Here is an 18,081-nt window from a genome sequence, read left to right as displayed (position 1 = left end):
CACCGCGCACATGAGACAACTGGCAATACGCCGGCGCGTGGCGATCGCCGCCGCCGCGCTGCTCGCCATCGGCGGGGTGACCCTGCCTGCCGGCGCCGCACAGGCCGCACCAGCCTGCGACGTGGTCTACGCGACCAACGACTGGAACACCGGCTTCACCGCGAACGTCACCATCAAGAACCTGGGTGACCCGGTGAGCAACTGGACGCTCAAGTGGACCTTCCCGACCAGCGGTCAGCGGGTCACCCAGGGCTGGTCGGCCAAGTTCAGCCAGACCGGCAGCGAGGTCACCGCGACAAACGAGTCGTACAACGGCAACCTTGCCACCGGCGCCTCCACCACCATCGGCTTCAACGGCGCCCACTCGGGCAGCAACCCGAAGCCCACCTCGTTCACGCTCAACGGCACTCCCTGCAACGGCACCCCGGCCAACCAGCCGCCGACGGTCTCCCTCGGCGTGCCGGCCGGGCCGTTCACCGCGCCGGCCGACGTGCCGCTGACGGCCACCGCCAGCGACCCGGACGGGACGATCAGCAAGGTCGAGTTCTACCGCAACGGCCTGCTGATCAACACCGACACCTCCGCCCCGTACGCGTACACCCAGGAGGACCTGCCGGCCGGCAGCTACACCGTCCAGGCCAAGGCGTACGACAACGCCAACGGCATCGGGGTCGACGAGAAGGCGTTCACCGTCGGAGCCGCCAACGGCCCGACACTGGTCGCCACCCCGTCCGCGGTGAGCGTCACCGAGGGTGGCAGCGCCACCTTCAACCTGAAGCTCAGCGCCGCCCCGACGGCCAACGTGCCGGTCACCCTCACCCGCACCGGTGACACCGACGTCACGGTCTCGCCGGCCACCGCCACGCTGACCCCGAGCAACTGGAACACCGGGGTCACCGTCACGGTCGCCGCGGCGGAGGACACCGACACCGTCGGCGGCGCCGCCACCATCACCGCCTCCGCCACCGGTCTCGCTTCGTTGGCGGTCAGCGCCACCGAGATCGACAACGACACCCCCGGCGGCGACAACGCCTACACCGCGAAGTTCCTGGAGCAGTACGGCAAGATCAAGAACTCGGGCTACTTCAGCCCCGAGGGTGTGCCGTACCACTCGGTGGAGACGCTGATCGTCGAGGCGCCCGACCACGGCCACGAAACGACCTCCGAGGCGTTCAGCTTCTGGCTCTGGCTGGAGGCCTACTACGGCAAGGTCACCCAGAACTGGGCCCCGTTCAACAACGCCTGGACGGTGATGGAGAAGTACATCATCCCCACGCACGCCGACCAGCCGACCGCCGGCTCCGCGGGCACCCCGCAGTACGCCGCGGAGTACAACCTGCCCAGCCAGTACCCGTCGGCGCTGAACCCGAACGTCCCGGTCGGTCAGGACCCGCTGCGCTCGGAGCTGCAGTCCACCTACGGCACCGGCGACATCTACGGCATGCACTGGCTGATGGACGTCGACAACACCTACGGCTTCGGCCGCTGCGGTGACGGCACCACCAAGCCGGCCTACATCAACACCTTCCAGCGGGGCACCCAGGAGTCGGTGTGGGAGACCGTTCCGCAGCCCTCCTGCGACACCTTCAAGCACGGCGGTCAGTACGGCTACCTCGACCTGTTCGTCAAGGACACCGGCGCCCCCGCCAAGCAGTGGAAGTACACCAACGCCCCGGACGCCGACGCCCGCGCCGTGCAGGCCGCGTACTGGGCGCTGACCTGGTCCAAGGCGCAGAACAAGCAGGCCGACGTCGCGGCCACCATCGCCAAGGCCGCGAAGATGGGCGACTACCTGCGGTACGCGATGTTCGACAAGTACTTCAAGAAGATCGGCAACTGCGTCGGGGCCAGCACCTGCCCCGCCGGCAGCGGCAAGGACTCGGCGCACTACCTGCTGTCCTGGTACTACGCCTGGGGCGGCGCGTACGACGCCAGCCAGAACTGGTCCTGGCGGATCGGCTCCAGCCACAACCACTTCGGCTACCAGAACCCGTTCGCGGCCTGGGCGCTGACCAACACCCCGGAGCTCAAGCCGCAGTCGTCGACAGCGGTCGCCGACTGGACCAAGAGCTTCGAGCGGCAGCTGGAGTTCTACACCTGGTTGCAGTCCGCCGAGGGCGGCATCGCCGGTGGCGCCACCAACAGCTGGGACGGTAGCTACGCCCAGCCGCCGGCCGGCACCAGCACCTTCTACGGCATGTTCTACGACGTCGACCCGGTCTACAACGACCCGCCGTCGAACCAGTGGTTCGGCATGCAGGCCTGGTCGATGCAGCGCATCGCCGAGCTGTACCAGCAGACCGGCAACGCGAAGGCCAAGGCGCTGCTGGACAAGTGGGTGCCCTGGGCGATCGCCAACACCACCCTCGGCACCAACTGGTCGATCCCGTCGGACATGGCGTGGACCGGTCAGCCGACCACCTGGAACCCGTCCAACCCGCAGCCCAACACCGGCCTGCACGTCGAGGTCATCAGCAAGGGTCAGGACGTCGGTGTCACCGCCGCCTACGCCCGGATCCTGATCGCCTACGCGGCCAAGTCGGGCAACGTGGCGGCGAAGAACACCGCCAAGGGGCTGCTCGACGCCCTGTCGGCCGCCAGCGACGCCAAGGGTGTCTCCACCACCGAGAAGCGTGGCGACTACCGGCGCTTCGACGACGTCTACAACGCGTCCACCGGGCAGGGCCTCTACGTCCCGTCGGGCTGGACCGGGAAGATGCCGAACGGCGACACCATCGCCGCCGGCAAGAGCTTCCTCGACATCCGGTCCTTCTACAAGAACGACCCGGACTGGCCCAAGGTGCAGGCGTACCTGGACGGTGGTGCGGAGCCGAGCTTCAACTACCACCGGTTCTGGGCACAGGCTGACGTCGCCATGGCGTACGCCGACTACGGCAGCATGTTCCCGAACGGCTGAGACGACCCGGGGTGGGTGGCGTGGACCGCCCACCCCGGGATCCGGCCCGGGTCCGGGGAACGCGGACCGGGGCTGGCGGACGGCCTGACACCCACGGTCAGGCCGGGGTGGGCCAGCCATCTGGCCGACGCAGCGGATCGGCTGGCCCACCCCACCGCCCGGACTGGAGCTACGCGCGAAAAAGCCCAGAAATTCGGGCCGCCGCGGGATCACACCGAGGACTGTGACGGAGTAACGTACGTCACCGGAGAGGCCGCTCCCCCCGTGGCGGCCTCTCCACTTTTTTGCCCCGCGTCCGGCCGCTTCTCTGCCCCGGTCTGGCCCTGCGGGACTGGTTTCAGCGAGGCGGCGCGACCGGGTGACGCAGCCCCGGATGCCCGGCCGGCAGCGAACGCCGCAGCACCACCCAGCTCAGCGCCAGCGCCGCGGCGACCAGCGGCCAGGTCAGCGCCACCCGGGCCACCACCAGCGCGAGCACCTGCCCACCCAGGTAGAGCGGCACGAACACGGCGAGCCGCAGCAGGTAGGTCGCCGTCCACACCCAACTCGCCCGGCCGTACCCGCGCAGCAGCGCCGGGTCGCGCCGCCACCGGGCGCGCTGGCCCAGCACCGCGCCGACCAGCACACCGAGCAGTGGCCACCGCACCACGATGCTGACCGTCCACGCCAGAGCGCTCGCGGCGTTCGACAGCACCTGGATCAGAAAGAAGTTCTCGGCCCGGCCGGTGCGCACCGCGATCAACGCCGCGACGCAGACGGCCAGCAGCCCGATCAGCACCGAGCGCGGCCGGTCACCTCGACGCAGCCGTACGCCGGCCACCACCGCGCCCACGACCAGCGCCGCGCCGACCCCGCCCCACAGCGACTCGCCGCCCAGCAGCCAGCCCGCCGCGAACGCCAGCGGCGGCAGGGTGGCGTCGATGGCACCGCGTCGCCCGCCCAGCAGATCCGTCAGCGACTCGACGCGCGCCGGCCCACCCGGACCGGTGTCCGAGCCGGCCCGAGCCGGCCCTCGCGACCCCGGGTTGTCGCCTTCACGCTGCTCCGGGCCGGGTTCGGCCGGGCCGTTGTCGCGCTCCGGTGTTCCGCTCACCACCGCCTCCTCGCCTCCGGCACAACCTAACCGGCGGTTGGCGGCAGGCCACCGGCCGGACCGCCGACACCTGCCGCTACGGTGTGCGGATGCGCGCGACGGCACGGGGTTGGACCGCGGTCTGGTTGGTCGTACTGGCCCTCGTCCAGGCGGCCGCCTTCCTCGCCGTGTGGCGGGTGGCCGTGCACCTTGAGATCGGTCAGTGGGTGGACACGGTAGCCCTCACCGGCAACCGGATCGGGCAGGACACCATCGACGGTCCGGTCGACCGGATCCTCAACGCGATGTCGGTGGTCTCGCTGCTGGCCGCCACCGCGATGATCGGGTTCATCGCGCTGATCCGGGGGCGGATCGCCCTGGCGATCACCGCGACCCTGCTCATTGCCGGAGCGAACGTCACGACCCAGTTGCTCAAGTACGGGCTGAGCCGGCCCGACTACGGTGTCGACCCGGAACGCGCGGCGGTGGGCAACAGCCTCCCGAGCGGGCACGCCACGGTGGCCGCCTCGGTGGCGGTCGCGCTGATGCTCGTGTTGCCGCGCAAGGTGCGGGCCGTCGGCGCCTTCATCGGTGCCGGCTACGCCGCCGTCGCCGGAGTCGCCACCCTCTCCGCCGGCTGGCACCGGCCCAGCGACGCGGTCGCCGCGTACCTGGTGGTGGGTGTGTGGGCGGCGTTGGCCGGGTTGCTGCTGCTGGTCGCCCAGCGGGAGCAGGCCGAGATCGCCCCCGGCGACGCGCACCGGGTCGCCGCGCTGGTGCTCGGGCTCGGTGGTGTGCTCGCCCTGGTGGCCTGCGGGCTCTCCCTGTCCTGGCTGCTGGACCTGCGCGGCACCGGGCCGGAGGAGTTGGCCCGCCGTCCCCTGTTCGTCGGGTACGCGGGCAGCGCCGCCGGGATCGCCGGCACGATGGCGGTGGTGATGGCGTTGGCGCTCACCGTCGTGCACCGGCTGGTGCCAAGGGTCAAGGGCTGAGCGGGCATCAGGAGGATCCGCGGATGATCGGGAACCTGGATGCCCGCAGCCGCAGGGAACCCGTCCGCGTGGCGTTCTCCGCCGAGTGCGCGCAGCTCACCGAGATCCTGGCCGAGTTGGTCGACGCCGACCTCGACCGACCCACCGACTGCCCGCCGTGGACCGTCCGGGAGCTGATCGCCCACATCCGCACCGGAGTGGGCCGGCTGGCCGACATGCTCGCTGCGCCGGCCCCGCCACGCCCCGAGGTGGACGCCGCGGGCTACTTCGGCAGGGCGAAGTTCACCGCGCAGGTGGACGCCGACCGGATCGCCGGTGGCCGGCAGGACGCGCTACAGGTGGACCGAGCAGCGCTGGCGACCGAGTTGGACCGGGCCTGGCGGACCACCGACGTGGCGGTCGCCGCCGCGCCGACCGATCGGGTGGTACGCACCCGGCACGGCGACGCAATGCTCCTCACCGAGTTCCTGCGGACCCGGGTCGTCGAGGTGGGTGTGCACGGTCTGGACCTGGCCGCCGCGCTGGGCCGGCGGCCATGGCTCACCCCGCAGGCGTCTGCGGTGATCGCCGACCTGCTCACCGGCGGGAAACCGACACCGGCCGGGCTGCGCTGGGACGAGCTGACCCTGATCCGCAAGACCACCGGCCGAGCGGCGCTGACCGCCCCGGAACAGGCCGCGATCGACGCCGCCAACTTCCGTTGGCTCGCCTTCGGCCGCTGACCCTGGTCGCGGCCGGCACCGGCCTGGGCGGGTCAGCTCGCGGAGCGGGGTGCGGGGACGTGCGGGGCGACACCGCGCAGGTGCGTCAGCACCACCGGGTCGATCCGCCCCGGCACCAGCCGCTCCTCCAGGTTCTCCAACCCGGCCCAGGAGATCAACGCCGCTTCCGTGCCGTCCTCGTGCACCGGATGGCCCAGCGCGCCGAGCAACGCCGCCACCTCGTCGGCGACCGCGCCGCTCAGGTCGAGCAGGGTGGCCGGGTCGGGTCGGCCGAACAGCATGGTGTGCACAGTGAGCAGGCGACCCAGCTCGGCGACCGGGTTCGGGTGGTCGTCCACGCGCAGGTCCACCACCACGTCGCTGGTGCCGCCGTACCCGCCGCCGCTCTCGACCACGAGCAGGCCGGCGCTCTGCCGGCCACGCCGGTCGCCGCCGGCCTCGTCGCCGGCCCGTAGCGCGGCGACCAGCCGCTCGGCGAAGGGCAGCGCCGTTCCCGCCAGCCAGGCTTCGCCGAGGGCGTCGACGACCTCCGGGCCGGTGAGCACGTTGCCCTGCGCGGCCCAGCCGTCGCCGGTCCGGCCGCCGGCCCACGGGTGGCAGGCCGGCCCGGTCCAGTTGGCGCCCGAGCCGGTGGCCCCCACGATGCCGAGCTGGCGGTGCTCCCGCTCGGGGTCGGCGGCGATCAGCCCGGCCACCACGTCGGCGGCGGCCACCCCGGTGCGCAGCAGGGTGAGGCCCTGCGGGCGGTAGGCGAGGTTGACGTGCGCCTGGGTGGCCAGCGCGCCCACCTCGGCGGCGGCGGCCGGCACCAACGCCCCGGCGGCGAGGAACTTGCTGGCGACGGCCACGCCGTGCAGGCGGCCGTCGGCGGAGCGGGCGACGAGCGAGAAGGTCACCCGCCGAGACTAACCGGATCCCCCGGCTTCACATCGTCGTACGTCGTTCGATCAGGACGGTGGCGCGGCGGCCTCCGGTGGGGCGCCGTGGGCCCGGCGGGCGTCGGCGACCGCGACCGCGCCGAGCACCAGCGCCGCAACGGCGGTGGCGGCCAGTCCGGGCAGGTGCAGCAACGGGACGGCAGCCGCCGCCAGTACCAGGATGGCGATCCACCGTGCGCGGGAGACCCGCCCGAACACCTCGTACTCGAAGCGGGCCCGGCCGGCCAGGAACAGCGCCGGCCCACCCAGCACCGTGGCCAGCCACGGCCCCGGGATCCGGTCCAACGGTTGTTCGATGATCAGCTCGTAGCCGATCGCGGTCGCGGCCAGGCCCACCACCATGACCAGGTGGGTGTTGGCCGCGGAGCGGCCGATACTGGCGGGGCGCCGGGCCTTCATCACCGCCTCGGCCAAGACCTGCCCGGCCCGTTGCACATAGACCCGCCACAGCAGGATCGACGTCGCCAGGGCCAGCGAGAACGCCCAGGCGTGCCCCGCCTTGTACGGTGCCTTGGTGTAGGTGAGCCCCGCCACCAGGAGCGTCTCGCCCAGCGCGACGAGGAAGAACTGCTGGTAGCGCTCGGCCAGGTGCTCCCCGGCGATCTCCCACTTCGAGACCGTCGACCGGCCCAGCCCGGGCACCGGCCAGCCGAACCAGGCGGCCGCGTACTCAAGGACCAGCGCCGCCGTCCAGAGCAGCACCTGAGCGCCTGTTCCCAGCAGCGCCCCGGTGATCCACAGCACCCCGGTGACGGCGAACACCACCGCCATGCGCACCTTCAGCCAGCGGTATGGGCGCGGCCCGAACACCATCGACAGGACCACCGGTCGGGAGACCTGCGCGACCACGTACGCCACCGCGAACATCAGCGCGGTCTGGCTGAACGCTTGGGGGATCGCCACCCCCATCACCATCCCGGCCACCAGGGCGGTCAGCACCACGCTCTGCAACGCAATCCGGTACGGGTCGTACCGGCTGGTCGTCCAGGTGGTGCCCTGCCAGATCGACCAGAGCGCGAGCAGCAACAGCAGCGTCTTGCCGCCGCCGGTGACCGCCGCCCAGCCGTTCTCCCGGCCCGGCCCACTGGTCAGATCCTCGAACGCGCGCGCGGAGATGCGGGTGAGCGCGAAGACGTAGGCCAGGTCGAAGAAGAGTTCCAGGAACGTCGCCCGACCGGGCCCCGTCGCCGCCGGGACCGGCTCCAGGTGTCCCGCCGCCCTGGAAACCATGGTCAGCGGCCTGCGCCCTCGGTCCGGTCCACCTCGAAGTGGTAGCACCTCCCACCGGCGCGCACGGCCGGAAACCGGCGATTCTGCCCAACCCGGGGATCTTGCTCGGGCCCGCGTCAACGGGCACGATCGACCGGTGACGAATCGATGGGGCATGACGGTGCCGCTGGGCGGAATCGCGCTGGCGCAGCACGACGCGGCCTACGCGGCCCTCGACCGGGCCGGGTTCACCGACGTCTGGTCGTCCGAGGTCGCCGGGACCGACGCGTTCACCCCGCTGGCGCTCGCCGCGGCCTGGCAGCCGGGGCTGCGGCTCGGCACCGCGATCACACCGGTCTTCACCCGGGGCCCCGGGTTGCTGGCGATGAGCGCGGCGGCGCTGGCCGAGGCCGCGCCGGGCCGGTTCTCGCTCGGCATCGGCGCGTCCTCGCCCGTGCTGGTACGGGACTGGAACGCGGTGCCGTTCGACGAGCCGTTCCGCCGCACCCGCGACATGCTGCGTTTCCTGCGCGCCGCGCTGGCCGGCGAGACCGTCGACGAGGCCTACGACACGTTCACCGTCCGCCGGTTCACGCTGGAACGACCGCCCGCGGTGCCGCCACCGATCCTGCTCGCCGCGCTGCGCCCGGGCATGCTCCGGCTGGCCGGCGCGGAAGCCGACGGGGTCATCCTCAACTGGCTCAGCGCCGACGACGTGCCGCGCGCCCTCGCCGAGCTGGGCGAGCGCCGCACCGGCTTCGAGGTCGCCGCCCGGATCTTCGTCTGCCCCACCGAGGACGCCGCGTACGCCCGGGCGCTGGGCCGTCGGCTCATCACCAGCTACCTCACCGTCCCGGCGTACGCCGAGTTCCACCGTTGGCTCGGCCGCGACGAGGCGCTCGCGCCCATGTGGGCGGCCTGGGCCGCCGGTGACCGGCGCGGGGCCAGCGCGGCGGTGCCCGACGAGGTGGTCGACGCGCTGGTGCTGCACGGCTCACCGGAGCGGTGCCGCGCCGAGGTGCGCCGCTACGCCGACAACGGGGTGGACGTGCCCATCGTCGCGCTGCTGCCCACCCCCGAGGTCACCGCCGGCGGCGCGACCGCGCTGCTCAGCCTCATCGCCCGATTGGGCACCAACTCCGTGGAGGCGTCCGCGTGAACCTCACCGACCGGATCGTGGTGGTCACCGGCGGAGCCGGCGGCATCGGCGCGGCGCTGTCGCGCCGGTTCGCCGCCGAGGGGGCCGCCGCCGTGGTGGTCGCCGACCTGGACGCCGACGCGGCCCGCGCGGTGGCCGAGGGCATCGGCCCGGTCGCGCACGCCCGCGCCCTCGACGTCACCGACGAGGAGCAGGTCCGCGCGCTGGTCGCCGACACCGAGCAGCGGTACGGCCGGATCGACCTGTTCTGCGCCAACGCCGGGGTGACCACCGGCGGGGGAGTGGAGGTCGACGACGTCGGCTGGGACCGCTCCTGGCGGGTCAACGTGCTGGCCCACGTCTACTCGGCCCGCGCGGTGCTGCCCGGAATGCTGGCCCGGGGCGGCGGGCACCTGCTGCACACCTGCTCCGCAGCCGGTGTGCTGACCGCGGTGGGCGACGCCGCGTACACCGCGACGAAGCACGCCTCGGTGGGGTTCGCCGAGTGGCTGGCCATCACCTACCGGGACCGGGGCATCCGGGTCAGCGCGCTCTGCCCGCAGGGGGTGGACACCCCGATGCTCGCCGACGGGCTCGCCGACGGTCACCTGGGCGCCCGGGTGGTCGCCGCGTCCGGTGCGGTGCTCACCCCGGACCAGGTCGCCGACGCGGCCATCGCCGGGCTGGCCGAGGAACGGTTCCTGATCCTGCCGCACCCCGAGGTCGCCGACTACGCGCGCCGCCGCGCCGAGGACCCGGACGGCTGGCAGGCCGGCATGCGCAAACTGATCCGCCGGCTGACCGCCTGAGCCCGCTACCGCGCCGGAACGCGCCCGGCGGCCAGGAGATGGGCACTGGAGCTGATCAGCGAGCGGACCGTCCGTCGCCACCTGTCTGCCGCCCAGGTGCCGTCAGTGCGTCGGCAACCGGCCAAGCTGACGGCGCACGCGATGGTCTGATGCCTATCGGGCCGACCGCTCGCCTGCTTCAGCCCAGCGCAAACCGGGGGCGGCAAAGCTGCCGCCCCCGGTCCGGGCTAGCCGTCCGGACAAGAAATCTCCGTCACGCTGGCTGCCATATCTCGCGCTCGGTGTAGGTCTAGACCTACACTCGTTGCATCGTCCGGCTCGTTACAAGTCGTTACAACGAGGCGAGACGATACGAAGGCCGACGCTTGGGCGTGGAAACTTCGGCGACGGCTTGACGCTGGTGGTGTGGGTCTGCCGACCTGTTGGTTCAGGTGGGCCCACCACTGGATGAGTTGGTCAGGATGACGACCAACATCACCACGTAGTAGACGATCTTCAGTGCGGTTGCTGCTACTTCGCCCGCTCTCCGGCACCAGTCGGTGTTGAATCGCAGACCGTGGCCCGATGGACGGGCCGAGTGTTTTCCCACCTACCACCCCTTCAGGTAAGGGGGACCACGGACCTTTTCGTCGTCCCCGCGGCCGCTGGGGACGTACTGAGGTCATCTCAGGTTGGCGAGCAGTATCGGCCAAAGCCCTTGTATCGCCTCGATGTACCTCCTTCGTCCTCAGTGGAGACGCTACAGCCGCCGGGCCGGTAGCTGGACCCAACCTGTAGGCGACTTACAGCGGTGCAACTACTAGATATACGGTCGGCCCTACGGCGAGTCGGGTCAAGTTGACCGGCGTGTCCGGCGCGTCACGGACCACCCGCCGGATCGCTGAGCAGCAGCAGGATCCAGCATCGAAAAGCAGGCCCTGCCAGGGAGTCGGAGCGTCGCCTGTCAGCTCGTGGGTTGTCACGTCCAGAACGCTACGGGGACGTGGGCGGTTGTGTCGCAAGCCCCGCAGCGCTGTAGCTCACGCTGCGTCTACGTATGATTGCGATCTGTAGCCACAGCTGACGGACTGTGCATGACTGTGCCAGTCAGTGCAGTTGATCTATCCGTTTGGTGGATGCTTCCACTCACCCGAACGCCAAACAGACTGTGCAGATTCGGGCACGCGTAGCGCTGTGCCCGGCGCGTCGTTCCGCACAACGTAAAGCGCCCGTCCCCTGTCTCGGGGCGGACGCTTTCGCGCGCCTGGCGTTGGTTACGACCGCTCGGCGAACTCACCGACGAACGCGGCCCACGCGGCCGGAGGGAAGGTCAGCGCCGGACCCGACGGGTCCTTTGAGTCGCGCACCGCGACGACGCCCGGAAGGTTGTCGGCAACCTCGACGCAGTCGCCGCCGTTGGAGCTACTGCGGGTGCTCTTGCGCCAAAGGGCACCGGTCAGGTCAGCCATGATCTTGCCTCTAGGTAGTCGATGGTTTGGCGGCGTGGGAGAGCCACTGAGCGCAGCGTATCCCAGGTGGCCCAAAGGGCGGCGGTGTCGTTGGTCAGCCGTCCGGCAGCCTGATCATCGAGGTAAGCGACATCGCCGTCTTCGGTGGTGGCGATGACGAACGGCCCCGCTTGTCCGGCGTGAAGGCCCGCATCCAGCGGCAACACGTGAACAAACACATTCGGCCGCTGGGCCATCTTTACCAGGTGGTCTAGCTGCGGATTCATGATGCCGGGGTCGCCACGACGAAGAGCGAATTCGTCAATCACCGCGACGAAGAGTGGGGGCTTGCGTCGGTCGAGCACCACCGTTTGCCTGCGTAGCCGGGTCTCGACGTAGTCCGCGACCTCGTCCGGGCCGAGCACCCCACTGGCCAGCACCGCCGAGGCGTAATCAGGGGTTTGCAACAAGCCGGGAATGACCGCCACCTGAAAGGCGCGCAGGGCAGACGCCTGAAGCTCGGTCTCCACCCACGAGCGTAGCCACGCCGGTTCCCGCCGCTTCAAGACGTCCGGCCAAATGTCCTCAGCCTCACGGCCGAGCGCAGCGGCTGCGCCTGCGCGGTGGCGCGGGTGTGGGACTCGGCCGGGATTGACCCAGCGCGCCACCGTCTTCGGGTCTACGCCGACCTGCTCGGCAAGACTTTCGACGGTCTCACCTGTGTCAGCCATTGCCGCTCGTAGCGCCTGGTTCATGTCCACCTCCGAGCGGACGTCTTCAACGTCTAGAGAACGTATAGCTACGTGGTGTAGCCGTCCAGCTTCGATGGGCAAGGTGCTTCGTAGACGGCGCGGCCGGTAGGAATTAGAACCCGGCGGACGCGTTCGTAACCGGGGCCGCCCCTACTCGGCGATGCACTTATGGGGGCGGCCATCTTCAAAGCTAGGAGCAGGGGGAGCGCGCGTGCCCGAGCCACCCGAACCGAAGCCTGAACGGAAGCCCGCGCAGAAGCCTGGCCCGGTGAAACCGCCGATGCCCTGGCCGCTGGGGACCTTCGTCCAGGTCGGGCCGTCCCCGACTAGGCCGTTTACATGCCGTAACCACGTCCCTGATAGCCGCTGGGTGCACGCATGAGCGCGGCCGCGCGGAAGGTGGCGACGGGCGACGTCCTGCACCTGACCCGCGCCGCCAGTGTGCAGTTCATGCGCCCGATCTTCGTGCGCGTGATTCGGGTACTCGACTGGCCGACGTACGACGGTTGGCTCTGGCTCGACGGGTACGAGCTGGGCGCGAGCGGGGACGCTGTCGCGCGGCGTTCGTTGTTCGTCATGTCCGGCGGCCTGGTTTGGCAAGACCCTCCGCCACCTCCCGCTCGGAAGACCGCCCGTTGCCCGGTCGCCCGCGAGCCGATTCGGGTCGGCTGATGCGCGACGAGCCGGAGCACAAGCCGTTACGCCCGTCGTGGCGCTGCCCTAACTGCGGCATTCTCTGGCCCTGCTCGGCCGCGAAGCTGCGCCTCCTCGGGAAGTTCCGCGAGGATCGGCCGGGCCTGCTCGTGCACATGGCAAAGGTTCAGGAGGAGGCGGCGGCCGACCTGAAGCGGCTCAACCCAGACGCCACGCTGCCGGACCTGACCCCGCGCTTCGTCGGCTGGGCCCAGGCTCGCTAGCTCCCACCACTTCGCCCGGACGTGCCGAATCGCCCGCGAGGAGTGGCAGGGCGGGTCCGGCCTTTCGGGGCCGCGTGCACCAGACCCGCTTACAGGCAGCATCGTGGCCTCGGCCGCCGTCAGGGCGTCGGACTGCCGACGGCCACGCTACGAAGAGACCTACCCTGAACACGGGTGGCCGTGTCCCTATCAGCGGTCCGCCGACGCCACCCGACCCGGCGACAACCCCCCGGATCATCCGAACGACAGGGGCAGGAAGTCATACCGGGCCGGGCGACCGAGGGTCCCCGGCTGGGGACGATCAAAAAGGTAACGGGGGCGGGACCCTTAGACCCGACTCCCTCACCGAAGCGGCATAGCGTCCCTGGCTCTGTGCGGGCCGGCAGGTCAAAGTCAACAAATCGTGGATGCTCAGCCGATAAGCTCCTAAAGGATCATCCGCTGCTGGGCCCCGTCGCAGGTGAATGATGACCGACGATGTAAGCTCGCAGCGTGACTAACCCGGATAACGCCCACTCGGCGGAGGAGGGCACCACCTCAGGTGCGGGTCCTCGCAAGGGCAGCGGTAAGCGCAAGGCGAGGGGCCAACGGATCATCGGCCAGCGAAGCCCGCAGATGGGGAACTACATCAAGCGAAAGCTCATGCGTTCACCGTTCAAGCGCGGCGGTGGCCCTGCTCCGGAACGAGTTCGCGACTCGTCCGGCGATGACAGAAGCCGAACCAAGCCGAAGCCTTTTTCTGCGCAGGTCCCGCTGATTGATCAAATTCGGTATGCCGTGCGTCCTTATGTTGTCACGGCCGAAAAGGCATTGCGGTCTCCTAAGGTCCGCGCGTCAACGGCTAAGACGCGGACCACGTTCTATGTCGCTAGCATCGGGCCAGAGCTGACAGGTCGAGAAGAGCGCTCAGCTCTGGATGAGATCTCGGTCGTCGTCTACCTCGATACGGACGATGAAGAGATGATTGCGCGAACGCTTGACCGGGTCGACGCGCTGCGCATGCTTGCCGGGTACGGTGCTGAAGAAGACATCAGTGTCCGCCGTGGATCAATCTTCCGGCGCTCCCGCGCGGCGGTGCAACGAGTCTTCTCTTCCCGCGAGGTAAAAGACCGCCTAGTGAAGCTAGAGCGGGCGCTTGAGTTGACCGTGGTCGACAGTCGGCAAGCGGAGTACGACAGCGTCGAGGCCGACGCGGTTCAAAAATTGCTTGAGTCGCTTCAGGACATCCCTCGTGCTTGCATGCGGGTGGGTTCGATATTTGTAGTGAAGTACCAGGCTGCGGGGGAGTCGGTAATCCTCGTGCGCAACCTGTCGCAGATGGAGATCCGTGCCCTTGAGCGCTTCCCCGAGATTCAAGCTTCGCCAGAGCGCGCCTTCGGAGCACTTGCTACGGCGGTCGATTCCATGGACGAGGTGAGGGCGCAGAACGAGCGGATCACTTTGCAGGCGACGTCAGAGGAGGCGTAGTCCGCCTCGGTTAAGCGTCAATAGGACGATCAGTGACCGTGCCCGTTAGAGCTTAAATCGTCCACGCTTGATGGTCGTCGTTGCGCCTACACACCGCCAGCGTGTTTCGACCCGGCACCTGCCACCGCTGACCCTCCCGTCGGTGATCAAGAGGTTTGCGTCAGAGGTGGACCCGCAGTCGACGCAAAGCTCTTGATCAGCGCGGGGCGCGGCGTGCGCGGCGCAGGGGAGTGGGGTGCACGGACCAGAGCAGGCGGCGCCACCAGGGGCGGGCCGAGCGCAGGGTGGCCACGTAGGCGGTGGCCACCTCGGCGGCGCGAGCCGCCTGGTCCGGCGTCGCGGCGCCGGGGGCGAAGCCCACCTGATTGAGCAGGGCCGCCAACTCGTCGACGGCCGGGCTGGACTCGCCCACCGCCGCTGCGCCGCCGATGGACGCGTCGGCGGTCGTGTCGTCGCCGGTCGTGCCCGCTCGGGCGTCGGCGAGGGCCCGGCGGGCGTGCCCGGCGATCTCGGTGGCGGCCAGGTCGTCCCCGACCGGTCTGCCGGCCAGCCGGAGCGCGTCGGTGACCTCCCGCCAGGCGCCGGCGATGCGCTGGCCGGGGTCGCCCCGCACCAGCCGGCTGCGGGTGAGGGAGCGGCGCATCGCCAGCAGGGTGAGCAGGAGTGCCCCCACCACCAGCAGCAGGCCGCTACTGCCGCCGGCGACCAGCACCGGCGTGGAGACCCCGTCCGGGCCGGGCGGGGCGTCGGCGACGGCCGCCGGCTCCGGTGAGGCGCTCGGCTCCGCGGTCGGTGCCGGCGCCTCCGACGGCGGCGGGTCCTCCGGCGTCGGGCGGAAATCCTCCTCCACCGGTCTCGGCTCGTCGTTCGGGCGGGGCAGTGGGTTGAACGCCACCCAACCCAGCCCGTCGAAGAGCACCTCCGGCCAGGCGTACGCGTCACCGGCCAGCACCGGCCCCTGCCCGCTGGTCCGGAAGCCCACCACCACCCGCGTGGGCAGCCCGGAGAGCCGGCCGAGAACCGCGAAGGCCGCCGCGAACTGCTCCGAGGTGCCCTCCTGCCCGCCGCCGTTGCGGGGCCCGAACAGGAAGAAGCCCAGATTCGGGTACGCGTGCCCGCTCGGGGCGTCCGCCACCACCCGGTAGTGCTCGGCCAGGAACTGCTCGATCGCCGACGCCCGTGCGAACGGCGCGCCGTTCTCCTCGGCGAGTTGGGTGGCCAGCCGGCGCATCGGGTCGGGCACCCCGTCCGCGACCCGCAGCACCCGGGCCACCTCGTCGCCGGCGGGCACGTTCGCGCTGGCCAACAGGTTCGAGTCGGGGCGTTCCTCGGCGGAGGTCACCGTGTACCGCAGCCCCGGCGTCAGCCCCTCCGGCCGGATCAGCGTCCCGCTCGCCGGGTCGTACGCCACCCGCGCCCCACTGACCTCCCGGGGCGTCGCCACGGCGGGCAGCAGCCGGCCGCTCAGCTCGGCGACGCTGATCTGCTGCCGGACCGTCTGCACAGTGCTGTCCCGGGCCGCGGTCGCGGCCGGCAGGATCCGCCCGGCGTTGCGGTACGTCGCGCCGACCCGCCAGGTCACCCCGTCGTAGTCGCTGAGCACCGCCAACCGGATTCGCACACTGCGAGCGGTGTCCGCCGCCGGGTCAGCCTCGGGCGGTGCGTCGGCGGGCGGTGCGTCGGGGCGTTGCGTGCTCACGTCGAGGAGTTTCTGCTCCGGGTGCAGCGCCCAGCCGGAGATCCGGATCAACGGGTTCTCGTCGAGCGTCTGCACCTGCGGTGGCTCCACGTACCGGCGCGGGTCCACCGGCCGGCCGTCGACCTGTTGCGCGACGACCGGGCCGAGCAACGCCACCAGCCCGACCACCACTGCCACCCCGAACGCCGCGCTGGTGGCCAGCCGCAGTCGCACCGCCGCGCGTACCCGGGGGGTCAGCTCGGCGGTCGGATCGCCGCCGCCGGACGCGGTCCGGGTGGGGGCGGCCAGACCGAGGGCCGCGACCGCCACGAATACCAGCGTCGAACCCAGCGCCGGTTCGGCGTTCGGGCCGACCACGTAGAGGGCGGCAGCGTACAGCCCCGCCGCCGGCAGGTAACCCAGCAGCACCCGGCCGGTGCGCAGCGCCACCTCCGCGCCGGTCAGCCCGGCCAGCCAGGCCGCGACGACCGGCACCAGCACCGTGTCCGGGGTGGGCTCCACCGGGATCATCGCGGTGAGCAGCCGGGGGATGCCGTTGCGGGCGGCGTCCGCCGTGACCTCCAGCAGGCCGCCCGGCAACTCGGCGCGGGTGGCGGCCAGCCGCAGCGACCACAGTGTCCAGCCGGCCATCGCGGCCACCGACACCGGCGCCACCAGCCACGACGGCAGCCGCCGGGCGGCCACGCTGACCAGCACCGAACCCGCCGCCGCGCCGACGACCAGCCAGGTCAGCAGGCCACCGGCGTACACCCGGCCGAGCACCACCCCAGCGAGCGCCGTCAGCCCGATCAGCGCCAGCGGCAGGACCGCCGCCCGCAGCACCCGCACGGCGCCCGTCACCACCGGCGTACCCCGTCCCACTCGGCGGCGAACTGTGCACCGTCGGCCGCGTCGACGACCACCAGGCCGGCGGCGCCCGGCGGCGTCGGCTCGGCCGCGCCGAACACAGCGACCACCACCGACGGGTACGCCCCGCGCAGCGCCCCGACGTGCCCCAGCTCGTCGCGACCACCCGGCCCGGTCAGGAAGATCAGCGTGTCGCCGAGCCGGTCCTGCCGCAGCCGGGTGGTGGCCACCCGCACCGCGTCACCGTCGTCGGACAGGTCGGCGGCGGCGAGCCGGTCCAGCGGCCCGAGCGCGCCGTCGGCCTCGCCGTCGGGGCCTGTGGCCTCCGCAAGCTCCGCGGCGGCCAACAGCAACAGCACCGGCAGGTCGGCGCGGTGCGCGGCGGTGACGACCGACGCCGCCGCCTCACAGGCCGACTCGAACGACTCCGCCACCCCGCCGACCCGCTGCGGGTGCGCGGCGGCACGGTTGTCCAGCAGGACGACCAGGCGCGGCAGGCTGGTGTCCACGTTCTCCCGCACCATCAGCTCACCCACCCGGGCGCTGGTGCGCCAGTGCACCCGCCGCAGCTCGTCACCGACCACGTACTCCCGCAACGAGTCGAACGTGATCGACCCGTGCGGAACCCCGTCCACCCGGCCGTCGAGGCTGCGCCCCGCGCCTCGGGGCACCGCCGTCAGCGGATGGATCCGGGGGTGCACCCAGACCGGCACCGCCGCACCGTACGGGCGGGCCAGCGCCACCAACCCCAACGGGTCGCGTCGGGTCACCCGCAGCGGACCGACCGGCACCACCCCACGACGGTCAGTCGGCACGTCGTAGCGGACCTCGGTGTCCCGGCCGGGGCGCAGGCGCAGCACCGGCACCGGCACGGCCCGCTCCCCGCACCGGTCCTCGGCCAGCAGGTTCGCCGAGCGCAGCCGCCCGGTGTTGCGCACTGTCACCGTCATGCTCGCCGGCTCGCCGCGCGCCACACGGTCCGGGTCCGCGCGGCGGGTGACCGTCAGCCGGGGCCGCCAGGCCGCGACCAGCGCGGCGTAGCCGACGGCCGCGCCGGCCGCCGCGCCGAGCAACGTCAACTCGGGGTACGCGAACCGGAAACCCACCCCCAGCAGCACCACGGCGGCGACGAGCAGCCCGACCCCACGGGCGGTGATCCCCATCGCGCTGCTGCCG

The 18,081-nt window shown here is 71.4% G+C and carries 15 protein-coding genes; 8 read left to right on the top strand and 7 right to left on the bottom strand.

The genetic code is table 11. The features are described from left to right. The first annotated feature begins 10 nt into the window (after positions 1-10). On the top strand, positions 11-2,917 hold the full coding sequence (locus MED15_RS13925; protein WP_112726876.1) for a glycoside hydrolase family 48 protein: 2,907 nt from the start codon (positions 11-13) through the stop codon (positions 2,915-2,917). 337 nt (positions 2,918-3,254) lie between these two features. Here MED15_RS13925 and MED15_RS13920 read toward each other — a convergent pair whose 3' ends face one another. Then, a complete protein-coding gene (locus tag MED15_RS13920) occupies positions 3,255-3,863 on the bottom strand; it encodes a DUF3159 domain-containing protein (RefSeq protein ID WP_181518535.1) in 609 nt (202 codons plus the stop codon). A gap of 230 nt (positions 3,864-4,093) precedes the next feature. Here MED15_RS13920 and MED15_RS13915 point away from each other — a divergent pair, with 230 nt between their 5' ends. Together MED15_RS13915 and MED15_RS13910 are read left to right on the top strand one after the other, a co-directional pair. Continuing rightward, positions 4,094-4,981: a phosphatase PAP2 family protein gene (locus tag MED15_RS13915; RefSeq protein WP_181562583.1), complete on the top strand. Its 888-nt coding sequence runs from the start codon at positions 4,094-4,096 to the stop codon at positions 4,979-4,981. Between the two features lie 23 nt (positions 4,982-5,004). Then, positions 5,005-5,703 (top strand): maleylpyruvate isomerase N-terminal domain-containing protein, encoded by a 699-nt coding sequence (locus MED15_RS13910; protein WP_112735859.1) that lies wholly within the window; start codon positions 5,005-5,007, stop codon positions 5,701-5,703. 32 nt (positions 5,704-5,735) lie between these two features. Here MED15_RS13910 and MED15_RS13905 read toward each other — a convergent pair whose 3' ends face one another. Both MED15_RS13905 and MED15_RS13900 read right to left on the bottom strand, forming a co-directional pair. Next, complete coding sequence (locus tag MED15_RS13905; RefSeq protein ID WP_112735857.1) at positions 5,736-6,599, bottom strand: DUF1028 domain-containing protein; 864 nt, start codon at positions 6,597-6,599, stop codon at positions 5,736-5,738. 51 nt (positions 6,600-6,650) lie between these two features. Beyond that, positions 6,651-7,871, bottom strand: a complete 1,221-nt coding sequence (locus MED15_RS13900) for a low temperature requirement protein A (RefSeq protein ID WP_112732973.1) — start codon at positions 7,869-7,871, stop codon at positions 6,651-6,653. 154 nt (positions 7,872-8,025) lie between these two features. Between MED15_RS13900 and MED15_RS13895 the strand changes: the two genes are divergently transcribed. Together MED15_RS13895 and MED15_RS13890 are read left to right on the top strand one after the other, a co-directional pair. Further along, positions 8,026-9,009, top strand: a complete 984-nt coding sequence (locus MED15_RS13895; protein WP_112698980.1) for an LLM class F420-dependent oxidoreductase — start codon at positions 8,026-8,028, stop codon at positions 9,007-9,009. Continuing rightward, complete coding sequence (locus MED15_RS13890) at positions 9,006-9,797, top strand: SDR family oxidoreductase (RefSeq protein ID WP_112698979.1); 792 nt, start codon at positions 9,006-9,008, stop codon at positions 9,795-9,797. Before MED15_RS13895 ends, MED15_RS13890 begins: the two co-directional genes overlap by 4 nt. A 1,253-nt stretch (positions 9,798-11,050) precedes the next feature. Here MED15_RS13890 and MED15_RS13885 read toward each other — a convergent pair. Further along, positions 11,051-11,245 carry a DUF397 domain-containing protein gene (locus MED15_RS13885; protein WP_112698978.1) on the bottom strand — a complete coding sequence of 65 codons (195 nt, stop codon included), beginning with the start codon at positions 11,243-11,245 and terminating at the stop codon, positions 11,051-11,053. Then, positions 11,233-11,979: a DUF5753 domain-containing protein gene (locus tag MED15_RS13880; protein ID WP_112735887.1), complete on the bottom strand. Its 747-nt coding sequence runs from the start codon at positions 11,977-11,979 to the stop codon at positions 11,233-11,235. The genes MED15_RS13885 and MED15_RS13880 overlap by 13 nt, the downstream gene beginning before the upstream one ends. A 375-nt stretch (positions 11,980-12,354) precedes the next feature. On the opposite strand from MED15_RS13880, the gene MED15_RS13875 reads away from it, so the two are divergent. The 3 genes from MED15_RS13875 (at position 12,355) to MED15_RS33225 (ending at position 14,360) form a co-directional block, all read left to right on the top strand. Next, positions 12,355-12,648, top strand: a complete 294-nt coding sequence (locus MED15_RS13875; RefSeq protein WP_112735855.1) for a hypothetical protein — start codon at positions 12,355-12,357, stop codon at positions 12,646-12,648. Continuing rightward, positions 12,648-12,893, top strand: a complete 246-nt coding sequence (locus MED15_RS13870) for a flavin reductase (RefSeq protein WP_112735853.1) — start codon at positions 12,648-12,650, stop codon at positions 12,891-12,893. The genes MED15_RS13875 and MED15_RS13870 overlap by 1 nt, the downstream gene beginning before the upstream one ends. A gap of 492 nt (positions 12,894-13,385) precedes the next feature. Further along, the gene (locus tag MED15_RS33225; protein WP_146765905.1) at positions 13,386-14,360 is read left to right on the top strand and encodes a DNA replication complex GINS family protein; all 975 of its coding nucleotides are present in this window, start codon (positions 13,386-13,388) and stop codon (positions 14,358-14,360) included. Positions 14,361-14,556: 196 nt separating this feature from the next. Here MED15_RS33225 and MED15_RS13860 read toward each other — a convergent pair whose 3' ends face one another. Both MED15_RS13860 and MED15_RS13855 read right to left on the bottom strand, forming a co-directional pair. Beyond that, a complete protein-coding gene (locus MED15_RS13860) occupies positions 14,557-16,920 on the bottom strand; it encodes a transglutaminase TgpA family protein (RefSeq protein ID WP_112735851.1) in 2,364 nt (787 codons plus the stop codon). Next, complete coding sequence (locus MED15_RS13855; protein ID WP_112735849.1) at positions 16,896-18,068, bottom strand: DUF58 domain-containing protein; 1,173 nt, start codon at positions 18,066-18,068, stop codon at positions 16,896-16,898. The genes MED15_RS13860 and MED15_RS13855 overlap by 25 nt, the downstream gene beginning before the upstream one ends. Positions 18,069-18,081: the final 13 nt, after the last annotated feature.

The organism is Micromonospora noduli (assembly GCF_003264475.1).
Classification (GTDB): Bacteria; Actinomycetota; Actinomycetes; order Mycobacteriales; family Micromonosporaceae; genus Micromonospora; species Micromonospora noduli.
The sequence above is the reverse complement of the archived record's forward strand: the minus strand, read 5'-3'. Positions and strand labels throughout refer to the sequence as shown.